Here is a 21,385-nt window from a genome sequence, read left to right on the forward strand (position 1 = left end):
AGTCTGGGAAGACTACTCCCGTTCGCGGTTCAGGTAGTTGTAGACCGTGAAGCGGGTGACGCCGAGCGCCGCCGCCACGATCTCCGCGCTCTTGCGGTAGTCGAAGGCGCCGCGCTCCTCCAGCAGTCGCACGGCGCGCTGCTTCCCCTGGCGGTCCAAGGCCGCCAGGTCGCCACCGAGACTCTCCGCGACCTCGGCGAGCAACGCGTCCAACCCGCTGGCAGTACGCCGCGGTGCGCTGTGTCCCTCGACCCGGACCTGGAAGGTGATCTGGTCGGCGCCGTGGTCCAGGCCCGCGGCCACCACCTCGGCCAGCGTGGCCAGGACAGCGTCCCGCTCGCCGCGCACCGACGTACCCAACGGCCCGAAGTCACACTCCAGACCGGCCTCGCGGGCGGCCGCGAGCGCCGCCGTCGCATGCTCGGGAGGCTCGCCCTCGCCACGGAACGGTTCGGTGGTGAACTCGGCTTCGACGCGCATGGCGGCAGGCTACCCAGCCTGCCGCCATGTCCGACGCAATGAAACAGCTGGCGTCAGCCGATCCGCCGGCGAGCCAGCTCGGCCAGCTTGGCCTGGTCGATCCCGGCGAGCGTCTCGACCTCGTCGGCCGCGACGGCACCGCACTCCACCCCACGCAGCACGAACGCAGCGAGCGCGGCAGCGGTGGCGGGCTCGTCGAGATAGCTGGAGTCACCGCCGTGGACGTACGCCCGCAGGCGGGCCGAGGCGACCTCGAGCCCTTCTCGGAAGAACGCGTAGGTCGCGATGTAGCGGCTGGGGAGCTGGGCCGGATGCAGATCCCAGCCCTGGTAGATCCCGCGGGCCAGCGACCGGCTCACCAGGCGTGAGTGGAGCCGCCACGCCGCGCGTACCGCATCGGGGTCCCCGACCGGAAGCACGTTGGTCGAGCCGTCCGAGACGAAGACGCCGGTGCCGGCGGCCGCCACCTGCATCACGTCCTTGGCGTGGTCGGCGACCGGGTGCTCCATGCTCTGGAAAGCGGCCGCGACCCCGAGCGAGGCGGAGTAGTCGTAGGTCCCGTAGTGCAGGCCGGTGACGCGGCCGGCGCCGGCGGCGATCATCCGCGCGATCAGCGCGGTGCCGTCGGAGCCGAGGATCGCCTGCGGCGTCTCGACCTGGATCTCGAACCGAAGACTTTCGGCCCCGATGCCGTGAACCGCCTCGAGCGCGTCCAGGGCGGTGACCATCGCGGTGACCTGCTCGACGGAGGTCACCTTGGGCAGCGTGATCACGAAGCCGTCACCGAGCCCGCCCTCTCGGACGAGCTCGCCGAGGAAGAGGTCGAGCGTACGCAGCCCGCGGTGTCGCGTCGGGGCCTCGAACGACTTGATCCGGATGCCGTGGAACGGCGTCGCGGAGCCGTCACGGACGGTGGCGGCGAGCGCCCGAGCGGCCGCCACCACGGCGGCATCCTCGTCCTCGTCGGGCCGGTCCCCGTAGCCGTCCTCGAAGTCGATCCGAAGGTCCTCGATCGGCTCGGCGGCCAGCTTGGCCGTCACCCGATCGTAGATCTGGTCTGCCAGGTCGGGGCTCAGGTCGAACGCCTCGGCGACCTCCGCCACCGAACCCCCGAACTCAGCCAGCACCTGACCGGACTCGGCGGACCACTCGGCCACCGTCTTGTCGGAGTAGCGGTCGCCCGGGACGTAGACGGTGTGCACCGGCTGACGTACGCCACGATCCCCCGGATAGCTCGCAGCCAGCGCGGCATCGGCGCCGGCGAGCGCCCGGTCGAGCCGGTTGACGAGATCTTCGAGGTGGCTCATGCGACCACCTCCGTAGCGCAAGCGCCAGAGTACGGACGCGGTCGCATGAAGTCTCGATGGTTCACTCGCTGACGCTCGCTCATACCCCCACCACCTGCTCATAGGCCGGCAGGGTGAGGAAGTCGACGTAGTCGTCGGCGAGCGCGACCTCCTCGAAGATGGTGCGGGCCTGCTCCAGACGGTGCTCGATCCCGTCGGCCGCTGCGAACAGCTTGGCCATCTCCTCGTCCAGGACCCGGCGTACGAGCTCTGCGGTCACTTGGGTCCCGTCGTCGAGCTTCGACTCGTTGTGCACCCACTGCCAGATCTGCGAGCGGGAGATCTCGACCGTGGCGGCGTCCTCCATCAGGTTGTGGATGGCGACGGCGCCGGCGCCACGGAGCCAGGCGTCGAGGTAGACCAGCGAGACCTCGACGTTGTCGTGCAGCCCGGCAAGGGTGATCGTGCCGCCTGCGGAGGCTACGTCGAGGAGGTCCTCGGCGCGCACCTCGACATCGTCGCGCTGCCGGTCGACCTGGTTCGGCCGGTCACCGAGAGCACCGTCGAAGATCTCGCGACAGATGGGGACCAGGTCAGGGTGGGCAACCCACGAGCCGTCGAACCCGTCGCCGGCCTCGCGCTCCTTGTCCTCACGGACCTTGGCGAAGGCGACGGCGTTGACCTCCTGGTCCCGGCGGCTCGGGATGAAGGCGGCCATGCCGCCGATCGCGTGGGCGTTGCGGCGGTGGCAGGTCTTCACCAGGAGCTGGGCGTACGCACGCATGAACGGCGACGTCATCCCCACCGTCGCCCGGTCGGGCAGCACGAACGAGGGCCCGGCGTCGCGGAAGTACTTGATCAGGCTGAACAGGTAGTCCCAGCGGCCCGCGTTGAGCCCCGAGGCGTGGTCGCGCAGCTCGTAGAGGATCTCGTCCATCTCGAACGCCGCCGGGATCGTCTCGATGAGAACGGTCGCGCGCACGGTGCCGTGCGGGATCCCGAGCTCGGCCTGGGCGAAGGTGAACACGTCGTTCCACAGCCGCGCCTCGAGATGGCTCTCCATCTTGGGGAGATAGAAGTACGGCCCGCTCCCGCGCTCCACGAGCTCGCGGGCGTTGTGGAAGAAGTAGAGCCCGAAGTCGACCAGAGCGCCGACGACCGGCGTGCCGTCGACCACGACGTGCTGGTCGTCGAAGTGCCAGCCGCGCGGGCGCATCACGATCGTGGCCAACCGCTCTTCCTGCTTGAGCTCGTAGAGCTTGCCCTGCGGGGACATCGCCGAGATCTGCCGCCGCACGGCGTCGTACAGGTTCACCTGACCGCCGACCACGTTGCTCCAGTGCGGCGTGCTGGCGTCCTCCATGTCGGCCAGCCAGACCCGCGCCCCGGAGTTGAGGGCGTTGATCGTCATCTTCCGGTCCGTCGGGCCGGTGATCTCGACGCGGCGGTCCTGGAGGTCGTCGGGGACCGGAGCCACGGTCCAGTCGCCGGCGCGTACGTCGGCCGTCTCGGGCAGGAAGTCGAGCCGGCCGGTGCGGGCGACCTCCTCGCGGCGCACTCGGCGGGCGGCCAGGAGCTCGTCACGGCGGGCACCGAACCGTCGCTGCAGATCCGCGACGAAGTCGAGGGCCTCAGGGGTGAGGATCTCGTCTCCTCGCTCGACCTCGCCACCGGTGATCTGAATGTTCACGAGCTCCACCCTTCCAGGGCTACAGTTTTCCTTTGACTGGATTTCTCTTTCCGCATTGCGGATATTAATCCGGCCAGACAAGGGACGCAACCAGCCGGATTTCCTCTACACGACGCTAGACTTCCGTCATCCGGAAGACAGTACCCATAGATCGGGGAGCTCAGGTGAGCGAGAACGAGAAGGCGCCGAAGGCACGCACCGGGGCCGTGCAGTCGATCGAGCGCGCCTTCGCGCTGCTGGAGACGATGGCCGACGCCGGCGGGACCATGGGGCTCTCCCAGCTCGCCGCGGCTTCCGGCCTGCCGCTGCCGACCATCCACCGGCTGGTGCGCACCCTCGTCGACCTGGGCTACCTCCGCCAGGAGGCCAACCGACAGTACGTCCTCGGCCCCAAGCTGATCCGGCTCGGCGAGAGCTCCTCGCGCATGCTCAGCACCTGGGCCCGCCCGCACCTCACCCGGCTCGTCGACGAGGTCGGCGAGTCGGCGAACCTGGCGATGCTCGACGGCGACCAGATCGTCTACGTCGCCCACACCGAGTCGCGCCAGTCGATGCGTATGTTCACCGAGGTCGGCCGCCGGGTGTCCCCGCACTGCACCGCCGTCGGCAAGGCCATCCTCGCCGACATGGCTCCCGACCAGGTCCGCGACATCCTCCGGCGCACCGACATGGTCCCCTACACCTCGACAACGATCACCTCGCGCGATGACTACCTCGACCAGCTCAAGCAGGTCCGCGAGCGCCGCTACGCCATCGACGAGGGCGAGCAGGAGGCAGGCGTACGCTGCGTCGCCGTCGCCGTCCCCGACTACGCCCCGCGCCTGGCGATGTCGATCAGCGGACCCACCGGCCGGATGAGCGACGAGCTCATCGAGCGCGCCGTCCCGCTGCTCACCGAGGCCGGCAAGCAGCTCGCCGCCGACCTGGCCTGACCTGCGCCCGAGCGTGTCGCCGACCGCTGTTCGTGGTACGTATTGATGTCCACGGGTCACATCGACCCGGTAGATCTCGGGAGATCTCCATGTTGCGCACCACCGTCGGGCTGAACCGTCGCGCCCTGCTCCAGAGCGCAGTCGCCATCGCTGGGCTCACCGCTCTGTCCTCGTCAGCGGCCGCATCCGCGACCTCCGCCGGCCCACCGCACCCCACACCGCACCAGAGCCCCATCCGCATCTACCGCGGCGGCAGCCAGCAGGCGCACCTGCCAGCCCTGCACGTCCACTATCCCCACGACGCGACCGTCACGATGAAGTACATCCGCGAGGACGCCGACGAGCCCGATGGCTGCACCGTCCGCGGCGACGAGGAGACCGTACGCGCCGAGCTCCCGCCCGGCGTCGGCTCGCTCGAGATGGGCGGCGTGACGTACGGCCTGGTGCAGTTCCACTGGCACACCCCGAGCGAGCATCTGCTCTCCGCCCGGGACTACCCGATCGAGATGCACTTCGTGCACCAGGACGCCTCCGGCCACACCCTCGTCGTCGGCGTCTGGGTCCGCCCGGGCCCCACCAACCCGACCCTCGGCAGCCTCTACGACCACCTGGTCTCCGAGTGCTCGACCGCCGACCACGTCGGCCACATCGACGTCGGCGCCCTCCTGCCCCGCCGACACACGTCCTACCGCTACGACGGCTCCCTCACGACCGCGCCGTACACCGAGCACGTCCAGTGGGTCATGCTCACCGACCCCATCACCGCCTCGCCCCGCCAGATCGACCGGTTCCGCACCATGTTCCCGACCGGCAACCGCCGCGACGTCCAGGACATCAACGACCGCGTCGTCCTCACCGACCGCTGATGCGTGTCCCGGTGAGCGTTGGCCGGCCGGAGTCAGCCGTCCGCAAGGGTCCAGGCGAGCGTCGGGGCAAGCGGAGCGTCGGGAAGCAGCAGCGCGTTGACGGCGTGGTACGCGTCCGGCTTGTCCGGCCAGGTGCGCCCGGAGACCTTCAGGGCGTCGTCGAGCTCGTGGTGCCAGCTACCGTGCTCGTGGTCGACGAAGTGGTTCTCGATCGCGCGCCACCACCGGTCGAGGTCGGCCGCACCAACAGCACCGTCGGTACGCCGCGCCAGGGCATCGGCGGCCGCGACCGCCTCGGCCATCACCCAGTGGAAGCGCTCACGAGTCACCGGCTCACCCGCCCAGTCCGTGGTGTAGACGATCGTGTCGCCCAGGGAGCCGTCGCGTACTGCTCGCCTGTAGAGCTCCGTGGCCGCCTCGACCAGCCATGCGGGCGGGTCGTCGAGCGCACCTTCGAGCCCGATCAGCAGGCGCGACCACTCGAGCCCGTGGCCCGGCGTCGCACCATAGGGCCGGAACGGGTCAGCCGGGGCACTGGCGTTGTAGTCGAGGAGGACCCGCCACTCGGCGTCGAAGTGCTCGGGCAGCCGCCAGTCGTTGGCCCGAGCCCCGGCGACGACCTGCTCGCAGATGCGCAGCGCCCGATGGCGCCAGCGCTGGTCACCGGTGGCGTCGGAGGCGGTCAGGTAGGCCTCGACGGTGTGCATGTTGCTGTTGACCCCGCGGTACGCCTCGACCGTCGTCCACCCCGCGTCCCACGCTTCGCGGCAGCGGCCGGCCCGTTCGTCCCAGAACCACCGCTCGTGGACGACGAGCGCCTCGTCGAGCAGTTCGGCGGCTCCCGGGACTCCGGCGATCCGGGCGGCCGACGCGGCCAGAACGACGAAGGCGTGCTCGTAGCAGCCCTTGCGGGTCTCGGCCGGCCGGCGATCAGAGGTCACGGCGGCGAACCAGCCGCCGTGCTCGGGATCTTCGAAGAGATCGCGCAGCGCTCGGACGCCATGCTCGGCCAGCGGGTCGACGGTGCCCTCGCGCATCGAGGCGATCGCGAAGACGTACGTCATCCGGGCGTTGATCCACAGCTCGAGCCCGCGCTCCGCCTGGACGTCGCCGGCTGCGTCGAGCCGTCCGAAGCCGCCGTCGGTCAGCGCCGAGCGGCGCGCGAACCTCAGCACGGAGTCGAGCTGCTGCTCGCGCCAGGGCCGGGAGCCGGGAATGGGTCGGGACATGATCATGCTCCCTTCGGGGTGGTGTCGGCGGGGAGGGCCGGGAAGAGCTCCGGCAACAGGGCGTACGCGTCGTCGCGGGCTACGGCCACCGCCGAGTCAGGCGCCGGCAGGTAAGGCCAGCGAACCCGCAGACCGATGTCGGCCCAGCCGCCGACGGCCGCGAGCAGCTTGTCGAGCGCGGGGTCGGAGATGCCGGCGCGCTGGAGCGGGAGGATGTGCCGGGTGAACCATTCACCGATCCGGCGCTCGAGGTCACCTGCCATCGCCCGATCGGCGGTCATCAGGTCATACCAGCGCACGGCGCCCGCCGGGGAGAGCCCCGCGATGTTGGAGTAGCTGCCGCCTGCACCGCGGGCCAGACCGGACGCGAGCTGGTGGCCGGGGACGAACACCGCGCAGCGCTCGAGCACGCCGAGCGTGCGCAACTCGTCCCACCACGCGTCGTCACCGCCGGGCACCTTGACGCCGATCAGCGACGGTGTCTCGTCGAGGAGTCGGCCGAGGAGCCTTGGCGTGAGCGTCGTGGTGGCGCCGCCAGGGTTGTAGAGCACGAGCGGGATCGGCGCAGCGGCCGCGGCGACTCTGGTCACGAAGGCGACGCATTCGTCGTCGGTGAGCGGTAGCCAGTCCGGCAGTGCGACCTGGTATGCCGACGGCCTCAGGTCGCGGGTGCGAACGATCCGCTCCAGCGTGACCTGCGGAACGGGATGGCTGGCGCCAAGCTGGAAGGCCTTGCCCGTCGCCGCGCACGCGGTCGCGAGCATCCGGCACACCCGATCGGCCTCATCGTCCAGCAGCAGGTGCAGCTCTCCCGCCGTCCCGTGCGCGTAGACGCCGTGCAGCGGGGACGCCGCTAACGTAAGGATCTCGGCCTCGAGCCGCGCCCAGTCGATGTCGTCGCCGGCCCGGAGCGGCAGCAGGACCGAACCCCACACCCCCCGCAGGGTCGCCGCCGACAGAGTCATCGGCGCACCCGCCAGATCACGGGGGTGCGCACCCCGGGCCGGACCTCCCCGCTCGCGATGACGAGGGCGCCATCCCACTCCACCGCCGGCGTTGTCACCTGCGAGGCGCCGGGGAACCGGTCGACCGCCGACCAACGACCGGTACGCAGGTCGTAGCGCAGCACATCGGTGTTGAACCCGGTGTGGTGGTCCTGGAACCACGCCACCACGTCGGCATTCCCAGCCGCGGTGTGCTCCTGGATGAGGTCCCACCGCTCGACGTCGCCGTCACCGGCGTACACCGTGATCCCGCGGCGATCACCGACCCCGACACCGGCCATGACGCATCGCGGCAGGTCGGCGAGGCGGGACCAGCTGCCGTCACGGGGGTCGAAGGAGTACGCGTCGGTGTGCAGCGTCCACGAGCCGTCCGGCTGCTGGTTGCGCCCGGAGATCAGGTAGAACCGGCGACCGTCTGAGGCCGCCACCGCGACGGTTCGCGGCCCACCCGGCCAGGTCGGCAACGTCCTCCAGCCGGAGTCCGGGGCGGCGAGGTCCAGCGCATAGAACGACTCGCCCTCGGCGACGTACGCGGTCGTACCGACCATCGCGGCGGCACCATAGGAGAGCGGTCGCGGCAGAGACGGCAGGTCGTCGCGTACGAGCGCCTCGGCCACGGGATCGAAGCGGAGGAGATAGACGTCGGCGAACTTCTCCGTGGTGGCTCGCGCGGCACCGTTCGGTCCACCGCGGAACCCCTCGCCACCGATCACGAGGACGCCCCGAGGCGTGCTCAGGCACGCGGCGTAGGCGACCGCGTCGGGCAGGGTCAGCGGCAGATCGAGCCAGTTGTACGCCTCGCCGGACCGGTGCAGCACGAACGCGTCGTTCCAGTAGACCTTGCCCAGCACCGGATCGCGCCCAGCGGTGCGGCCAGGCTCGGGGAAGTTGGCTCCACCCGCGACGATCAGGTGATCGCCGTGGGCGCCGGCGACCGGCCCGGCGAGGCCGACCTGGCGCCAGTACCCCTCCCCGACCGGTATCTCCTCGGCCCAGTCCGTGCGGTTGGGCGGTAGATCAGGCAGACGCTCCCAGCCGGCGGTGCCGGCGTCGGGACCGCCGGCCCGTCCCACGGCCGCGGCACGGGTCGGGGAGGTCAGGCCCAGACCGCTGGCACCAACGGCGCCGACGGCACCGGCAGCCCCGGCGAGCAGCGCGCGGCGCGTGGTCATCGCAGCTCGCCGACCGGGATGCGGCGGAACGTGATGGTCTCGTTGGCGCCGCTGGTGCCGGTCTCGTAGAGGAGCCCGAGCTGGCGGCCGGGGAGCTGCACCAGGTCGGAGTACGCAGCCGGGTCGGTCGACACGGTGAGACGGTTCTCCCAGGTGTCACCCGCGTCTTCGCTGACCCGCAGCGCCATCCCGGCACGCCGGGTCGGGTTGCTCGGACCGGAGTACACCAGCGGCCAATCGCCGCCGCGCACCTGGAGCACGCTGCCCTGGACGACAGGGCCCACCAAGCCAGGCTCGGCGGCGTACGGCGTCACCAGCGACTCACCCCCGTTGACGGAAACGGCGTCGGCACGGGTGGCCGGCGAGCTCCCGTTCTGGTCTCGGGTGTTGAAGTAGAGGCTGCCGTCGCGCAACTGGGTAGCGATCGACTCGTTGGTGTTGAGCTCGCCGTCGAAGGTGCTGTCGTCGAAGCCGATCCGCCAGGTGCGGCCACCGTCGTCGCTGAGCAGGCTGTGCGCGCCGTAGTACTTGGCCTCGGCACCGGTGTCGGCCGAACCGGCCGGGGGCGCGCTCGAGTGGTTGGCCGGGACCACGAGCCGCCCGTTGTGCTCGCCACCGATCACGGCCACCGCGTGGCCCGGCCCTGTCGCGTACCACCGCCAGTCCGGGAGCTTCGTGGTGGCGGTGATCTCCTCCAGTGGCGAGAACGTACGTCCGTCGTCGGTGCTGCGCTGCACGAACACCCGCCGACTGTCCTCAGCCGGCACCTCGCCACGGAGGATCTCGGCCTCGCTGGCGGTGCCGGCGTTGCGGGTGCTGAGCAGGACCAGGTCCCCGGTCCTGGGGTCGACCACCGGCGCAGGGTTTCCGATGGTGTTCTCAGCCTGGTCGGCGACGACCGCCTGCGGGCCCCACGTGCAGCCACCATCGACCGACCGGCGCCGTACGAGGTCGATCGAGCCCGCATCGGAGCTGGACTCGCGCGCTTCGGCGAAGGCGACGACCGCCCCGTCGGCGGCCCGGACGACTGCTGGGATGCGGTAGACGGCGTAGCCGCCGTCACCGGAGACGAACGGGACCGATCCGGGGCAGCTGGACGACTCCGGGTCGGCTGTGGGGGTGCCGGCCCGGGCAGTGTCCGCGTTGACGAGCAGCGGGGTGGCCATGGTCGCCGCAGCGGCGACCACGGCTGCGTGATGGAGGTTCCTCATGATGCGTTCCTTCTCTCTCGACGTCGATGACGTTGTCGTGTCGTTGTCGTTGGATGACGCTGATCCTGATGGTCCTTCCGCAGCTCAGGCGCGGTCCTGCAGTAGCCGCGCCCGGACGCGTACGTCGTCGAAGTGCTCGAACATTCGGGCCGTGGCGAGCTCGGCGTCCCCTGCCTGCAGGGCACGCACGATCGCGAGGTGAGCCTCGCCGCGGTTGCGCTCGGGACTTCCCGGGATGGCGTCGCCCACCCGGACGAAGAGCTCCCAGAACAGCTCGATCAGGTTCTCGACCAACGGATTGCCGAGGGTCTGGTAGAGCGAGAGGTGGAACTCCCGATCGACGTCGGCGAAGCTCTCGCCGCGCTGTTCCCGCTCGCTCATCTCGGTGGCCAGGTCGGCACACCGGGACAGTGCTTCCTCCTCTTCGTCCCGCAGCCGGCACACGGCCGGCATCAGCCCGGCCTCCATGGCCTCGCGGGCGGTGAGCAGCTCTTCCAGCGAGGCGCCCGGCTCGGCCAGCCCGTAGGGCAGCTGCTCGATCACCGGCCGGAAGGAGAACGCGGCGACGTAGAGCCCGTTGCCGGGCCGGGCCTCGATCACGCCGAGGGTCTGCAGGCTTCGCGATGCCTCCCGCAGCGAGAGGCGGCTGACCTCGAGCTCGGCGGCCAGCACGGCCTCTGGCGGAAGCCGGTCGCCGGGCCGCAGGCCGTGCTCTCGGATGAAGTCGCGCAGCCGGACCTGGGCCTCGCGGTAGATGGAACCGTGCTTCACGACTGCCCGGCCTGCTCGACGGCGACCCGCAGTCGGTCGGCGAGGGCGTCCGCCTCGGCGATGGCCGTCGCGTCCAACGGACCCCACGGCGTACGCGGCGCGCCCGTGTTCGGGCCGAGTCGGTTCATCAGCTCCTTGACGAAGCCGAGCCCTCCGTGACGGCCGGCGACGGCCGCGATCTCACGGAAGGGTCGGTGCAGCTCGTAGGCACGCTCAGGCTCTCCCGAGTCGTACGCCTCGACGACCCGGTGCGCGACCGGCCCGAGCCCGTTGTAGAGACTGCCGATCACCGCCTCCACGCCGATAGCCAGGCCGGCGGGGAGGAGCTCGTCGCGACCGAAGAAGACCCTGACCCCGGTTGCGCGGGTGCGGTCGCACTCGATGAGGTCCTCGTCGGTGAACTTCACCCCGGCCAGGGTGGGAATCCGCTCCCGGGCGGCGGTGACGACATCGGCTGGCAGATGGGTCGAGCCGGTCATGCTCGGGATGTGGTAGTAGCACAGCGGCGTCTCGCCGGCGGCCGCCGCGATCCGGGCGAGGTGGTCGACGACCAGCTCGACGCGCGGCGCCTCGCCATAGAACGGAGCGGTCGCAGCCACGAAGTCGACACCGTGGTCGGCGGCATGCGCCGCGAGCTCGGCTGCTTGGGCCAGGTCGTTGGAACCGACTTGGGCGGCGAGCCCGAACCCCTCGGGCCGTACGGCCGCCCAGGCCTCGAGGAGCGTGCGCCGCTCCTCGGTGGTCAGAGACGGGTACTCGCCGGTGGTGCCTGCCACGAATGCGCCGAACACCCCGGAGTTTCGCAGGTGCTCGGCCTGCGCGGGGACGACCGAGAGATCGAGACGACCGTCCGGGTCGAAGGGCGTCGGTGTCGCCGCCCAGATTTCCAATCGACTCAACTCTTCGTCGCTCCTTCGGTCAGTCCAGCCACGATGTAGCGCTGGAGGAAGATGAACAGGACGATCACGGGCAGCGCGATGATCGCTGACACCGCCATCAGGTCGTTCCACTTGGTTCCGAATGCGTTGGTGATGCCGGCAAGCACGACCGTGACCGGCTGGTACTTCTCGTCCGGGGCCAGCGCGAGCCCGAAGACGAACTCGCCCCAGGCCTGCAGGAAGCTCACCGCCCCGACCGTGATGATGCCCGGCGTACTGACCGGGACAGCCACCCGCCAGAACGCGGTGAGCTCGTTGCAGCCGTCGATCTTGGCGGCCTCGACGATCTCCTCGGGGATGGCGAGGAAATAGGGTCGCAGGATGGTGATCGCCAGTGGCACGGCGAGCGAGCAGTTGGCGATGATGAGGCCGGCGTAGCTGTTCACCAGTCCGGCGCCGCTGAAGAGCACGAACATCGGCAACGCCAGGTTGACCGACGGCACCATCTGCACTGCCAGGAAAAGCATCAGGAACGCCGAGACGAAGCGCACCTTCAGCCTGGCCAAGGCGTACGCCGCCGGTAGGGCGACCAGCAGCGTGACCACGGTCGTGCCGACCGCGATGATGCCGCTGTTCAGGAGCCCGCGGGCGATGTCCCCGTCGGAGAAGACCGCACGCGCGTACGAGCCGGTGGTCGGGGGGAGCGGAAGCAGGTCCGGCGGCGTCGCGAAGATGTCCTCCGCGCCCTTGAAGGATGTGTTGAGCATCCAGTAGACGGGGATCAGGTAGATGGCCGTGATGAGCACGGCTGCGAACGCCAGCAGCCGGTGCCGGGAGACGGCGCTCATGCGCCCTCCTCGCTCCGGAGGGCACGGAAGTAGACCAGCGCGAGCGCGATGGAGATCACCATCAGCACCGTGGTCGCCACCGCCGCGGTGTCGAACCGGGAGAACTCGAATGCTTCGTTGTAGGCGTACACCGGCAGCGTCTCGGTTGCGTTGCCGGGACCTCCGCCGGTCATCAGGAAGATCGTGTCGAAGGTCTTGAAGGTGAAGATGAAGATCAGCAGCGTGACCGTCAGGCTGACCGGCCTCAGCAAAGGGAAGGTCAGCGAGCGGAACTGCTGCCATGCGGAGGCACCGTCGATGCGGGCTGCCTCGTAGTAGGTCGGCGAGATGCCCTGGAGCCCGGCGGCCAGCAGGATCATCGCGAACGGCGCGAAGCTCCAGGCCGTCGCCACGGTCACCGCAAGCAGCGCGGGGTTCGGCTCTCCGAGCCAGAACAGGTCGCGATCGAGCAGTCCCAGGCCGCTGAGCGCAGCGTTGAGCAGTCCATAGCTGCCATCGAGCAGCCAGCGCCAGACGTTGGCGCTGACAACCGTGGGCAGGATCCAGGCCAGCAGCAGCAGCGCGCGTAGGACGTTGCGGCCCCGGAACTCACGATGGAACAGCAGCGCCAGGCCCAGCCCGACCGCGAACGCGATCATCACCGTGCCGATGGAGTAGACCAGCGAGACGACGACTGCGTGCCAGAACTCGGGGCGCCCGAGCTGGTCTCGATAGTTGTCGAGCCCGACCCAGGTGGCGCCGCCCTGGACGACCTCACGCAGGCCGACGTCGAAGAAGCTCTGCAGGATGTTGTAGATCAACGGGTAGACGACGGTGAGGACGACGAAGACCACCGCCGGGGCGAGGAAGAGGTACGGCGCGAGATTCGGCCGTCGCTGCCCCGGCCGGACTGTCGTCCGAGCGAGGGAGCTCACGACCCGAGAGCGCCGTCGATCTTGGCCTGCGCCGCCGTAGCGGCGTCGGCCGGGCTGCTGCTGCCGCTGATGGTGGCCTGCAGGGCTTCCTGGATCGCGGTCAGCGACTCGTTGGAGTGCGTCGCGACGTCTCCCTCGGGCGCCCAGGCGTTCTCGAGCTGGTCGGCGAAGGTCTTGCGGATAGGGTCCTCGACCGCCTTGGGAACGTCGTCGCGGGCAGGCAGCTTGTTGCGGGCCGGGAGGTACTCCTCCAGAACCGGCTGCTCCTGCAGGTGGGCGATGAGGTCCCAGGCAGCGTCCGGGTCTCCGCTGCCCGCGCCGATGGTGAGGTTCTCCGCCGACAGGAAGCTCTTCGTGACCTCGTCCTTCGGCAGCGGCACCACGCCCCAGTTCAGGTCCGGCACCTCGTCACGCAGGATGTTCACGTAGGTCGCCGAGTTGATCATCATCGCGGCGCTGCCGCCCGCGAACTGGGTCTTGGCGTCGTCCTCGAGCCAGGTCAGGAACCCCTTCGAGAGCCCGCCGTTGTCGACCATCCGCTTGAAGGACTCCAGCGCCGCGGCGCCGGTCCCGTCGCCGAACGTCTTGAGATCTCCGCCGGCCGCGAGCTGGCGGAGCAGGATCCCGGTGGCGCCCTCGGCGCCCTCGCGCCCGGAGACGGCCAGGCCGTACTTGACTTCCTTTGCCAAGGTCGCGGCGGTGCTCTCCATCTCGTCCCAGGTCTTGGGAGGCTGCACTCCGGCCGCCTCGAAGACGTCCTTGTTGTAGTAGAGCGCGTAGTCGTCCGCGACGTGCGGGATGCCGTACGTCTTGCCGCCGACCTGCGTGGTCTCCCAGCTCGTGGGGTAGTAAGCGTCCTGCTCACCCCACTCCTCGACCTGGTCGCTGATGTCCTCGATCACGCCCGCCTCGGCCATCTGCTGGGTGTCGAAGGCGTTGATCAGGGCGACGTCTGGGCCCTCTCCCGCGGCCGCACCCTGCTGCAGGGTCCGGTTGAAGTCCTCGAAGGGGATGAACCGGATCTTCACCTTCACATCGTCGTTCTGAGCGTCGTACGCCTCGAGTGCGTCGTAGAGAGGCTTGCCGGTCGGCATCTGCTCATCGCCGTAGTACTGCCAGACCGTGACCGTTCCGTCCGAGGAGTTCGACTCGGACTCGCCGCCCAGCGCGCCACAAGCCGTGAGCGAGATGGCCAGCATGGAGATGAGACCGCCAACGGCGGTGCGGCCGACGACGTTCGTGCGGGTTCGGATCATGACGTCCTCCGAAGTGGGGGTGATGTGATGCCGATCACAGTAGTCAGATATCTGATAACTCGCAAGGGAAACGACGACGCTCTTCCCCGGAGGGGGCTTTCATGCCCTGTCGGCGCTCACCAACCCGATGGACGTACGTTGCCCAACACCCGGGTCACGGTGATCTCGATGACCACACGCTCCGGGTTGGGACGGGGCTGCCGGTAACGCTCGGCGTACCGCCGCTCGGCCTCGGCCACCGACTCCGCGTCGTCCTTGACCACCGCCGTGCCCTCCAGCGTGCACCAACGACGCCCGTCCACCTGGCTGACCGCCGCCTGCGCGCCGGCCCCGGCTGCGCGTACGTTCCGGACCTTCTTGCTGCCCGCGCTGCTGATGACGCGCGCGATGCCGGCCTCGGGATCGAACGTCACCCCCACCGGGACGAGGTGCGGGCTGCCGTCCGGCCGGCTCGTGGTCAGGAAGGAGACCCGACGCTCTCGCCAGAACTCGTCATTCTCCGCGGGGGACGGTGCGTCGACTGTCATGGGTGCTCCTTCGTGAACCAGGACCGTGGCTGCCACGGCCCTATCGGTGGGTCAGCGGTTGTCGCCACTGCCACCGATGGCGTCGCGCTGCTGACGATCGGCGAGCTTCTTGATGTTGAGCTCTGCAACGTCCGCGAGCGGAAGCCCGAAGTGGTCAGCGAGGACTGCCAGGTACCACAGTGTGTCGCCGAGCTCCTTGGCGAGATCATCGAGGTCCCACTGGGCGAAGTCGCTGTCGTGGTCCCGAATGATCTTCTTCGCCTTCTCGGCGATCTCGCCCGTCTCGCCGACCAGCCCCAGCAGCAGATGGAACACCTCGTTGGGCGTGCCCTTCGACCCCGCGGTGCGCAGCGCTGCCTGCTGGTAGGCGTTCATATCCATCACCAGAACCTATCGCGCCTCCCGCCCCACCGCCGCTGCACGGCGGGCCGCCGGAGACCTCAGTCACGGATACGGTCGGATACGCGAAACACCCCTGGCGGCCAGTGTTTGTGCTGGTCACCAGGGGTGTTCTCCCAGGCGTGGCAGATGAAGGATTCGAACCTTCGAAGGCAAAAGCCGACGGATTTACAGTCCGCTCCCATTGGCCGCTCGGGCAATCTGCCGGGATCGCGCGCGCTCCCGCAAAGGGGATCGCGACAGCAAGAAACAATAGCGCAGGGCCTGGCGGCGTACGAAAACGGGACGAGGTCCTAGGGTGAGACACCACAGACTTGGTCAGAATCTAGAGGAGAGAGTCATGGCGGACTCGTCGTTCGACATCGTGAGCAAGATCGACCGCCAGGAGGTCGACAACGCGCTGAGCCAGACCGCACGGGAGGTCTCGACGCGGTTCGACTTCAAGGGCACCAACGCGACCATCGAGTGGAGCGGTGAGCAGGGGATCGAGATCTCGGCGTCCGCCGACGACCGCGCGAGCGCGGTGCTCTCGGTCTTCCAGGACAAGCTGATCAAGCGCAAGCAGTCGCTCAAGATCCTCGACGCGAGCGAGCCGCGCCAGTCGGGGCAGCAGTCGAAGATCTCGATCACCCTCAAGGAGGGCATCTCCTCCGAGGACGCGAAGAAGATCTCCAAGCTGATCCGCGACGAGGGGCCCAAGGGCGTCAAGGCGCAGATCCAGGGCGACGAACTCCGCGTCTCCTCCAAGAAGCGCGACGACCTGCAGAACGTGATCTCGCTGGTCAAGGGCCAGGACTACGACTTCGCGGTGCAGTTCATCAACTACCGCTGAACTCGTGGCCTACGAGCACCCGCGAGCCTCGATCGAGATCGACGCTCCGATCGACGTGGTGTGGCGGGTGATGGTCGAGACCGAGGCGTACGCCGCCTGGAACCCGTTCGTCGTGTGGGCCGAGACCGCGCAGCCGGCGGCGGTGGGCAACCCGATCGTGCTGCATGTGACCTGGGCGAACGGCGGCCGTGCGCGCTCGCCGGAGCGGATCTCGGCGCTCGAGGCGCCGGTAGTCGGCGCGGACGGGGTCGGGGTTGCGTACCTGGCCTATGTCTATGAGGGCTGGCCGGCGCGGCTCGGCCTGGTGCGGGGCGTACGTCACCAGCGGCTGACCCAGCGACCCGGCGGGCCGACGTGTTACGAGACCGTCGAGGAGTTCTCCGGTCCGCTGGTCGGGCTGGCCGGACCCGAGCGGGTTGCGGACGGGTTCCGGCGGCATGCCGCAGCTCTCAAGGTGCGATCCGAGACGCTCGTGAATGAAAGTGGACTTGACCACTAGATTGAGCGAAATTCTGCATTCATCTGCAAGAATGTGGCCGTGCGAGTATCTGCCAAGTCCGACTACGCCCTCCGCGCCCTCATCGAGATGGCCGCGCGCGAGGACGGAAAAGCTGTCAGCGCCGAAGAGCTCGGCCGCGCCCAGGAGATCCCTCACGGATTCCTGCAGGCGATCCTCGCCGACCTCCGCAAGGCCGGCGTCGTCATCTCACAGCGCGGCCAGTCAGGCGGTTGGCGCCTGGCCCGCAAGGCATCGGACGTGTCCGTCGCCGACGTGATCCGCGCCGTCGACGGTCCGCTGGTCTCGGTCTACGGGCTGCGTCCGGAGGGTGTCACCTACAACGAGCGCGCCGATGTCCTCCAGCACGTGTGGATCGCCGCCCGCGACTCGCTGCGCGAGGTCTTCGAGAAGGTCTCGATCGCCGAGCTCGCCTCTCGTGAACTGCCCGACGAGGTCACCACCCGCACCGCGCGCGACGAGGCCTGGCTGCCTCACTGAGCCGTTGGGATACCCGGTTAACCGGGTATTCCTGCACTTCTCTGGCATTGCAACACCTGAGAAGTGCCAGTTTCACCGGTTAACCGGGTATCCCGTCCCGCCGCTACGCCGCAGGCGCCGGCATCGTATAAGCCCCGGGCGACGGCGTGACGAAGACGTTGACGCCCTCCTCGAGCTGCAGAGCCCGGGCATGCGTACGCGTCAGCTCGGCGGTCACGACCTCACCGTCGTCGGTGAGGACGGTGAGGCGCACCTCGAACCCGATCCGCAGGACGCGCGAGACGGTGCCCTCGAGTGAGTGCTCGGAGATCGGCGAGGGGGTGACCTCGACGTCATGGGGCCGGATCAGGGAACCGCCCAGGGTGGTGACGTCGCCGAGGAACGACATCACGAAGTCGTTGGCGGGCTCGTCGTAGAGCTGCTCGGGGGTGCCGATCTGCTCGATGCCGCCCTGGTTGACGACCACGATCTCGTCGGCGACCTCGAGGGCCTCCTCCTGGTCGTGGGTCACGAAGACGGTGGTCACGTGCACCTCGTCGTGGAGGCGTCGCAGCCAGTCGCGCAGCTCCTTGCGTACCTTCGCGTCCAGGGCGCCGAAGGGCTCGTCGAGCAGCAGCACGGACGGCTCGATCGCCAGCGCCCGGGCCAGCGCCATCCGCTGCCGCTGGCCGCCGGAGAGCTGCGAGGGCAGCCGGTTGGCGAACTGCGAGAGGTGGACGAGCTCCAGAAGCTCCGAGACCTTCTTCGCGACCTCCGCCTTGGGGCGCTTGCGAATCTCCAGACCAAAGGCGACGTTGCGAGCCACCGAGAGGTGCTTGAACGCGGCGTAGTGCTGGAAGACGAAGCCGACGTTGCGCTTCTGAACCGGCAGCGAGGTCGCGTCCTTGCCCTCGATCACAACCGACCCGGTGTCGGGTGTCTCCAGCCCGGCGATGACCCGCAGCAGCGTGGTCTTGCCGCCGCCGGAGGGCCCCAGCAGGGCGGTCAGCTGCCCGGTGGGGATGGTCAGGTTGATGTCCTCCAGCGCGACGAAGTCGCCGTAACGCTTGTTGACACCACTTACTTCGATGCTCATGGGATGTGTCCTTTCACCGCACGCGCGCACCGCGGGCGCGCAGCACGAAGACGATGAGGATGCAGATGACCGAGACGCTGGCGAGGAGGAAGGCGACGGCGTACGCGCCCTGCTGGTCGAAGTTGAGGTACTTCTCCTCGACCGCGAGGGTGGCGGTACGGGTCTGGCCGAGCACGTTGCCGGAGACGACCTTGACCGCGCCAAACTCGCCGAGCGAGCGGGCCAGGGTGAGCACGACGCCGTAGATGACGGCCCACTTGATGCCCGGGAGCGTGATCCGCCAGAACGTCTGCCAGCCGCTCGCGCCGAGCGACGCGGCGGCCTGCTCCTGCTCGGTGCCGATCTCCTCCAGCACCGGGATGACCTCACGGATCACCAGCGGAAGCGAGACGAACGCGGTCGCCATGATGATGCCGGGCGTCGAGAAGATGATCTGGATCCCGGCCGACTCGAGCGTCGGCCCGAACCAGCCGTCGCGGCCGCCGTAGACCAGCACGAGCGCCAGGCCCACGACGATCGGCGAGACCGACAGCGGCAGGTCGATCATCGCGCTCAGGAGGCGCTTGCCAGGAAATTCGGTACGCACCAGCAGCAGCGAGATCGAGACGCCGAAGAGCAGGTTGATCAGCGTCGCGACCACTGCGGCCACGCAGGTCAGCTGGATCGCGTGCATCATCTGCGGGTCGTTGAAGATCGCGGTGAACGCCTCGGTCGTGAACCCGACATCGGGCACGTAGAAGGCGTTCCAGGCGACCAGGACCACCGGCCAGGCCACCAGGAGCCCGAGGTAGGCGACGACGATGACGCGGAGGACGTACGTCAGTGGTGTGCGCGGAGCACGACGGGTCTCAGCCACGGCGGACCATCCTCCTCTGGACCAGGTCGAGGACGACGATGACGAGGAGAGAGACGCCCAGCAGCATCGCCGCGATCGCCGCCGCGCCCTCCGGGTTGTCGTTCTCGATCGCGGACAGGATCCGCACCGAGGCGACCTCGGACTTGAACGGCAGGTTGCCCGAGAGCAGGACCAGGGAGCCGTACTCCCCCATCCCGCGCGCGAAGGAGAGCGCCGCGCCCGCCGCGATGGCCGGGGCCAGCGACGGCAGGATGATCCGCCAGAACGTGGTGAACCGGGACGCCCCCAGTGAGGCCGCGGCCTCCTCCACGTCGGTGTCGAGCTCCTCGAGGACGGGCTGCACCATGCGTACGACGAAGGGCAGCGTCACGAAGGCGAGGGCGAGGTAGACCGACGTCGACGTGTTCGCCCAGTGCAGGCCGAGGGGCGACTCGGCGCCGTAGAGGGAGAGCAGCACGAGGCCCGCGACGATCGTCGGCAGTGCGAACGGGATGTCGATGATTACCTCGAGCAGGCCCTTGCCCCAGAACTTGTCACGGACCAGGACCCAGGCGATCACGGTGCCGATGACGACGTTGATCAGGGTGACCACGATGGCCGCACGGATCGTCAGCAAGATCGCCGAGGCGGTCTGCTCATTGGTGAGCTGGTTCGCGAAGGCGGACCAGCCGCCGCTGGAGGCGGTGATGATCACCGCCACCAGCGGGATGAGGACGAGCAGGCTGAACCAAAGCATCGTGATACCGAGCCCGATGCCGCTGGTCCTTGTCAGAGTGTTGCCCGGCCGGCTGCGACGGGCAGCCGGCCGGACCGTAGGGATGGTTGTCGTCATGACCGGACTACTGCGAGGCCTTGCCGGACTTGGCGATGGAGTCGGTCACGATGCCGAGCTCCTCGCCGTCCTCACCGGTGCCGAAGAGCTTCTCCTTGACACCCGACCAGTCGCGGCCGCCGAAGTCGTTCTCCAGGGTGAGCAGCTGCTTCGGCGCCGGGAACGGGTCAGCCGGGTCCTTGGCGCCCTTGATGTCCTCCGGCTTGAGGCCGATCGCGTCCCAGTCGACGACGCCGGGCTCGGCGGTGTTGACCGGGCGGAAGCCGGTCAGCGCGAACTGCTTCTGACCGCCCTGCGGGTCGAGGACGAAGTCGAGCCAGGCCTGAGACGGCTTGGAGGAGTCCTTGAGGATGGCGCCGGGGTTCTCGATGAGGACGGTGGAGTCCGGGATGATGTACTCGAAGCCCTCGCCCTGCTGGGCCGCGAGGATCGCCTCGTTCTCGTAGGCGAGCAGCACGTCGCCGGTGCCGCCGAGGAAGGCGGTGGTGGCGTCGCGGCCGGAGTTGGTCAGGGTGACGACGTTCTTGAAGAGCTTGTCGAGGTACGCCTTGCCCTCCTCCTCGGTGCCACCGTTCTTCACCACGGAGCCCCACGCGGCCAGCGCGTTCCAGCGGGCGGCGCCGGACGAGGCCGGGTTGGCCGTGACCACGCCGACCCCGGGCTTGACGAGGTCCTCCCAGCCCTGGATGTTCTTCGGGTTGCCCTCACGGACACCGAGTACGACGACCGAGCTGGACACGATGCCCTTGTTGTCGCCGTCGTCCCACGACGCGTCGACGAGGCCGGCCTTCTCCAGGCGCTGTACGTCGGTGCCGACGGACAGGTGGACATAGTCGGCCTTCAGGCCGGACTCGACCGCACGGCTCTGGTCGCCCGAGGCGCCGTAGGAGGTCTGGAAGGTGACGCCCTCGCCCTCGGGGGTCTTGTTGAACTCCTTGGCGATCGCCTTGTTGGCCGTCTCGGGGACGGCGAAGCCGACGATGGAGATCGACTCCGCGTCACTGGCGCCGCCGGAGCCGCCGCACGCGGTCAAGGTCAGGATGCTCGCAGCGGCCAACGCCACCGCAACCTTGATCTTCTTCATCTGGTTCCTCACTTCTGCCCTGCCGAGTCAAGGTCGATCGGGTTACGAATGTCGAGGAGAATACTTGAATTAGTCGATTGAATGTGAAAACACGCGATCGGTCCGCTCCTTGGACGCACGCAGTCGCCGAGACGTCACTCAGGTCGGTCGAGATGGCAGCTGGGGAGATCACCGTATCTTCGCGATAACGGTTGAAGAATGTCACCAAGGAATGCTGGCCAGGCTCGGTTTGTCACCTGAATGAGG

General features: G+C 68.9%; 23 protein-coding genes and 1 tRNA gene. 5 read left to right on the forward strand and 19 right to left on the reverse strand.

From position 1 onward, the window contains the following. Positions 1-12: 12 nt before the first annotated feature. The 3 genes from ABZU72_RS13740 to aceB all read right to left on the reverse strand — a co-directional run bounded on the left by ABZU72_RS13740 (position 13) and on the right by aceB (position 3,456). Positions 13-480 carry a helix-turn-helix domain-containing protein gene (locus ABZU72_RS13740; RefSeq protein ID WP_355019407.1) on the reverse strand — a complete coding sequence of 156 codons (468 nt, stop codon included), beginning with the start codon at positions 478-480 and terminating at the stop codon, positions 13-15. 53 nt (positions 481-533) lie between these two features. Further along, positions 534-1,787, reverse strand: coding sequence for an aldolase/citrate lyase family protein (locus ABZU72_RS13745; protein WP_355019408.1), 1,254 nt, complete (start codon positions 1,785-1,787; stop codon positions 534-536). A gap of 79 nt (positions 1,788-1,866) precedes the next feature. Next, complete coding sequence (gene aceB, locus ABZU72_RS13750; protein ID WP_355019409.1) at positions 1,867-3,456, reverse strand: malate synthase A; 1,590 nt, start codon at positions 3,454-3,456, stop codon at positions 1,867-1,869. Positions 3,457-3,620: 164 nt separating this feature from the next. Here aceB and ABZU72_RS13755 point away from each other — a divergent pair, with 164 nt between their 5' ends. Both ABZU72_RS13755 and ABZU72_RS13760 read left to right on the forward strand, forming a co-directional pair. Beyond that, complete coding sequence (locus ABZU72_RS13755) at positions 3,621-4,388, forward strand: IclR family transcriptional regulator (protein WP_355019410.1); 768 nt, start codon at positions 3,621-3,623, stop codon at positions 4,386-4,388. A gap of 89 nt (positions 4,389-4,477) precedes the next feature. Then, positions 4,478-5,254 (forward strand): carbonic anhydrase family protein, encoded by a 777-nt coding sequence (locus ABZU72_RS13760; protein ID WP_355019411.1) that lies wholly within the window; start codon positions 4,478-4,480, stop codon positions 5,252-5,254. Between the two features lie 32 nt (positions 5,255-5,286). On the opposite strand, the gene ABZU72_RS13765 is transcribed toward ABZU72_RS13760, so the two are convergent. The 12 genes from ABZU72_RS13765 to ABZU72_RS13820 form a co-directional block, all read right to left on the reverse strand. Next, positions 5,287-6,483, reverse strand: a complete 1,197-nt coding sequence (locus tag ABZU72_RS13765) for an AGE family epimerase/isomerase (protein ID WP_355019412.1) — start codon at positions 6,481-6,483, stop codon at positions 5,287-5,289. 2 nt (positions 6,484-6,485) lie between these two features. Further along, a complete protein-coding gene (locus ABZU72_RS13770; RefSeq protein ID WP_355019413.1) occupies positions 6,486-7,448 on the reverse strand; it encodes a dihydrodipicolinate synthase family protein in 963 nt (320 codons plus the stop codon). Next, the gene (locus tag ABZU72_RS13775; protein WP_355019414.1) at positions 7,445-8,659 is read right to left on the reverse strand and encodes a kelch repeat-containing protein; all 1,215 of its coding nucleotides are present in this window, start codon (positions 8,657-8,659) and stop codon (positions 7,445-7,447) included. Before ABZU72_RS13775 ends, ABZU72_RS13770 begins: the two co-directional genes overlap by 4 nt. After that, on the reverse strand, positions 8,656-9,870 hold the full coding sequence (locus tag ABZU72_RS13780) for a sialidase family protein (protein WP_355019415.1): 1,215 nt from the start codon (positions 9,868-9,870) through the stop codon (positions 8,656-8,658). The genes ABZU72_RS13775 and ABZU72_RS13780 overlap by 4 nt, the downstream gene beginning before the upstream one ends. Positions 9,871-9,954: 84 nt before the next feature. Further along, on the reverse strand, positions 9,955-10,641 hold the full coding sequence (locus tag ABZU72_RS13785; RefSeq protein ID WP_355019416.1) for an FCD domain-containing protein: 687 nt from the start codon (positions 10,639-10,641) through the stop codon (positions 9,955-9,957). Next, complete coding sequence (locus tag ABZU72_RS13790) at positions 10,638-11,540, reverse strand: dihydrodipicolinate synthase family protein (protein WP_355019417.1); 903 nt, start codon at positions 11,538-11,540, stop codon at positions 10,638-10,640. Before ABZU72_RS13790 ends, ABZU72_RS13785 begins: the two co-directional genes overlap by 4 nt. Continuing rightward, positions 11,537-12,367: a carbohydrate ABC transporter permease gene (locus ABZU72_RS13795; RefSeq protein ID WP_355019418.1), complete on the reverse strand. Its 831-nt coding sequence runs from the start codon at positions 12,365-12,367 to the stop codon at positions 11,537-11,539. Before ABZU72_RS13795 ends, ABZU72_RS13790 begins: the two co-directional genes overlap by 4 nt. Further along, positions 12,364-13,281, reverse strand: a complete 918-nt coding sequence (locus ABZU72_RS13800) for a sugar ABC transporter permease (protein WP_355019419.1) — start codon at positions 13,279-13,281, stop codon at positions 12,364-12,366. Before ABZU72_RS13800 ends, ABZU72_RS13795 begins: the two co-directional genes overlap by 4 nt. Next, a complete protein-coding gene (locus ABZU72_RS13805; protein WP_355019420.1) occupies positions 13,278-14,537 on the reverse strand; it encodes a sugar ABC transporter substrate-binding protein in 1,260 nt (419 codons plus the stop codon). Before ABZU72_RS13805 ends, ABZU72_RS13800 begins: the two co-directional genes overlap by 4 nt. Positions 14,538-14,653: 116 nt before the next feature. Continuing rightward, complete coding sequence (locus tag ABZU72_RS13810; RefSeq protein WP_355019421.1) at positions 14,654-15,064, reverse strand: TIGR03618 family F420-dependent PPOX class oxidoreductase; 411 nt, start codon at positions 15,062-15,064, stop codon at positions 14,654-14,656. 51 nt (positions 15,065-15,115) lie between these two features. Then, entirely contained in the window at positions 15,116-15,445 is a 330-nt protein-coding gene (locus ABZU72_RS13815; RefSeq protein ID WP_355019422.1) for a nucleoside triphosphate pyrophosphohydrolase family protein, read from the reverse strand. A gap of 141 nt (positions 15,446-15,586) precedes the next feature. Further along, positions 15,587-15,669: transfer RNA gene (locus tag ABZU72_RS13820), tRNA-Tyr, on the reverse strand. Between the two features lie 134 nt (positions 15,670-15,803). On the opposite strand from ABZU72_RS13820, the gene ABZU72_RS13825 reads away from it, so the two are divergent. The 3 genes from ABZU72_RS13825 to ABZU72_RS13835 are packed head-to-tail and all read left to right on the forward strand — an operon-like array spanning position 15,804 to position 17,292. Further along, a complete protein-coding gene (locus tag ABZU72_RS13825; RefSeq protein ID WP_355019423.1) occupies positions 15,804-16,295 on the forward strand; it encodes a YajQ family cyclic di-GMP-binding protein in 492 nt (163 codons plus the stop codon). A gap of 4 nt (positions 16,296-16,299) precedes the next feature. Continuing rightward, a complete protein-coding gene (locus ABZU72_RS13830; RefSeq protein ID WP_355019424.1) occupies positions 16,300-16,794 on the forward strand; it encodes an SRPBCC domain-containing protein in 495 nt (164 codons plus the stop codon). A gap of 39 nt (positions 16,795-16,833) precedes the next feature. Next, positions 16,834-17,292 carry an Rrf2 family transcriptional regulator gene (locus tag ABZU72_RS13835; protein WP_091044275.1) on the forward strand — a complete coding sequence of 153 codons (459 nt, stop codon included), beginning with the start codon at positions 16,834-16,836 and terminating at the stop codon, positions 17,290-17,292. A gap of 103 nt (positions 17,293-17,395) precedes the next feature. Here ABZU72_RS13835 and ABZU72_RS13840 read toward each other — a convergent pair whose 3' ends face one another. Genes ABZU72_RS13840 through ABZU72_RS13855 form a run of 4 tightly spaced genes read right to left on the reverse strand, consistent with a single transcriptional unit; the run spans position 17,396 to position 21,139 of the window. Next, positions 17,396-18,367, reverse strand: coding sequence for a sulfate ABC transporter ATP-binding protein (locus ABZU72_RS13840; protein ID WP_355019425.1), 972 nt, complete (start codon positions 18,365-18,367; stop codon positions 17,396-17,398). Positions 18,368-18,380: 13 nt separating this feature from the next. Further along, positions 18,381-19,223: a sulfate ABC transporter permease subunit gene (locus ABZU72_RS13845; protein ID WP_355019426.1), complete on the reverse strand. Its 843-nt coding sequence runs from the start codon at positions 19,221-19,223 to the stop codon at positions 18,381-18,383. Beyond that, positions 19,216-20,055: a sulfate ABC transporter permease subunit CysT gene (gene cysT, locus ABZU72_RS13850; RefSeq protein WP_355019427.1), complete on the reverse strand. Its 840-nt coding sequence runs from the start codon at positions 20,053-20,055 to the stop codon at positions 19,216-19,218. Before cysT ends, ABZU72_RS13845 begins: the two co-directional genes overlap by 8 nt. A 7-nt stretch (positions 20,056-20,062) precedes the next feature. Then, on the reverse strand, positions 20,063-21,139 hold the full coding sequence (locus tag ABZU72_RS13855; RefSeq protein ID WP_355019428.1) for a sulfate ABC transporter substrate-binding protein: 1,077 nt from the start codon (positions 21,137-21,139) through the stop codon (positions 20,063-20,065). Positions 21,140-21,385 lie beyond the last annotated feature (246 nt).

Origin of the sequence: Nocardioides sp. NPDC004968, from assembly GCF_040608935.1 — a bacterium.
Taxonomy (GTDB): Bacteria; Actinomycetota; Actinomycetes; order Propionibacteriales; family Nocardioidaceae; genus Nocardioides.

What these genes read in the sequence shown, in the direction of transcription:
- ABZU72_RS13740 (WP_355019407.1), bottom strand. Translation starts at nt 480, where the DNA reads ATGCGCGTCGAAGCCGAGTTCACCACCGAACCGTTCCGTGGCGAGGGC.
- ABZU72_RS13745 (WP_355019408.1), bottom strand. Translation starts at nt 1,787, where the DNA reads ATGAGCCACCTCGAAGATCTCGTCAACCGGCTCGACCGGGCGCTCGCC.
- ABZU72_RS13760 (WP_355019411.1), top strand. Translation starts at nt 4,478, where the DNA reads ATGTTGCGCACCACCGTCGGGCTGAACCGTCGCGCCCTGCTCCAGAGC.
- ABZU72_RS13765 (WP_355019412.1), bottom strand. Translation starts at nt 6,483, where the DNA reads ATGTCCCGACCCATTCCCGGCTCCCGGCCCTGGCGCGAGCAGCAGCTC.
- ABZU72_RS13770 (WP_355019413.1), bottom strand. Translation starts at nt 7,448, where the DNA reads ATGACTCTGTCGGCGGCGACCCTGCGGGGGGTGTGGGGTTCGGTCCTG.
- ABZU72_RS13775 (WP_355019414.1), bottom strand. Translation starts at nt 8,659, where the DNA reads ATGACCACGCGCCGCGCGCTGCTCGCCGGGGCTGCCGGTGCCGTCGGC.
- ABZU72_RS13780 (WP_355019415.1), bottom strand. Translation starts at nt 9,870, where the DNA reads ATGAGGAACCTCCATCACGCAGCCGTGGTCGCCGCTGCGGCGACCATG.
- ABZU72_RS13795 (WP_355019418.1), bottom strand. Translation starts at nt 12,367, where the DNA reads ATGAGCGCCGTCTCCCGGCACCGGCTGCTGGCGTTCGCAGCCGTGCTC.
- ABZU72_RS13805 (WP_355019420.1), bottom strand. Translation starts at nt 14,537, where the DNA reads ATGATCCGAACCCGCACGAACGTCGTCGGCCGCACCGCCGTTGGCGGT.
- ABZU72_RS13810 (WP_355019421.1), bottom strand. Translation starts at nt 15,064, where the DNA reads ATGACAGTCGACGCACCGTCCCCCGCGGAGAATGACGAGTTCTGGCGA.
- ABZU72_RS13815 (WP_355019422.1), bottom strand. Translation starts at nt 15,445, where the DNA reads ATGGATATGAACGCCTACCAGCAGGCAGCGCTGCGCACCGCGGGGTCG.
- ABZU72_RS13825 (WP_355019423.1), top strand. Translation starts at nt 15,804, where the DNA reads ATGGCGGACTCGTCGTTCGACATCGTGAGCAAGATCGACCGCCAGGAG.
- ABZU72_RS13840 (WP_355019425.1), bottom strand. Translation starts at nt 18,367, where the DNA reads ATGAGCATCGAAGTAAGTGGTGTCAACAAGCGTTACGGCGACTTCGTC.
- cysT (WP_355019427.1), bottom strand. Translation starts at nt 20,055, where the DNA reads ATGACGACAACCATCCCTACGGTCCGGCCGGCTGCCCGTCGCAGCCGG.
- ABZU72_RS13855 (WP_355019428.1), bottom strand. Translation starts at nt 21,139, where the DNA reads ATGAAGAAGATCAAGGTTGCGGTGGCGTTGGCCGCTGCGAGCATCCTG.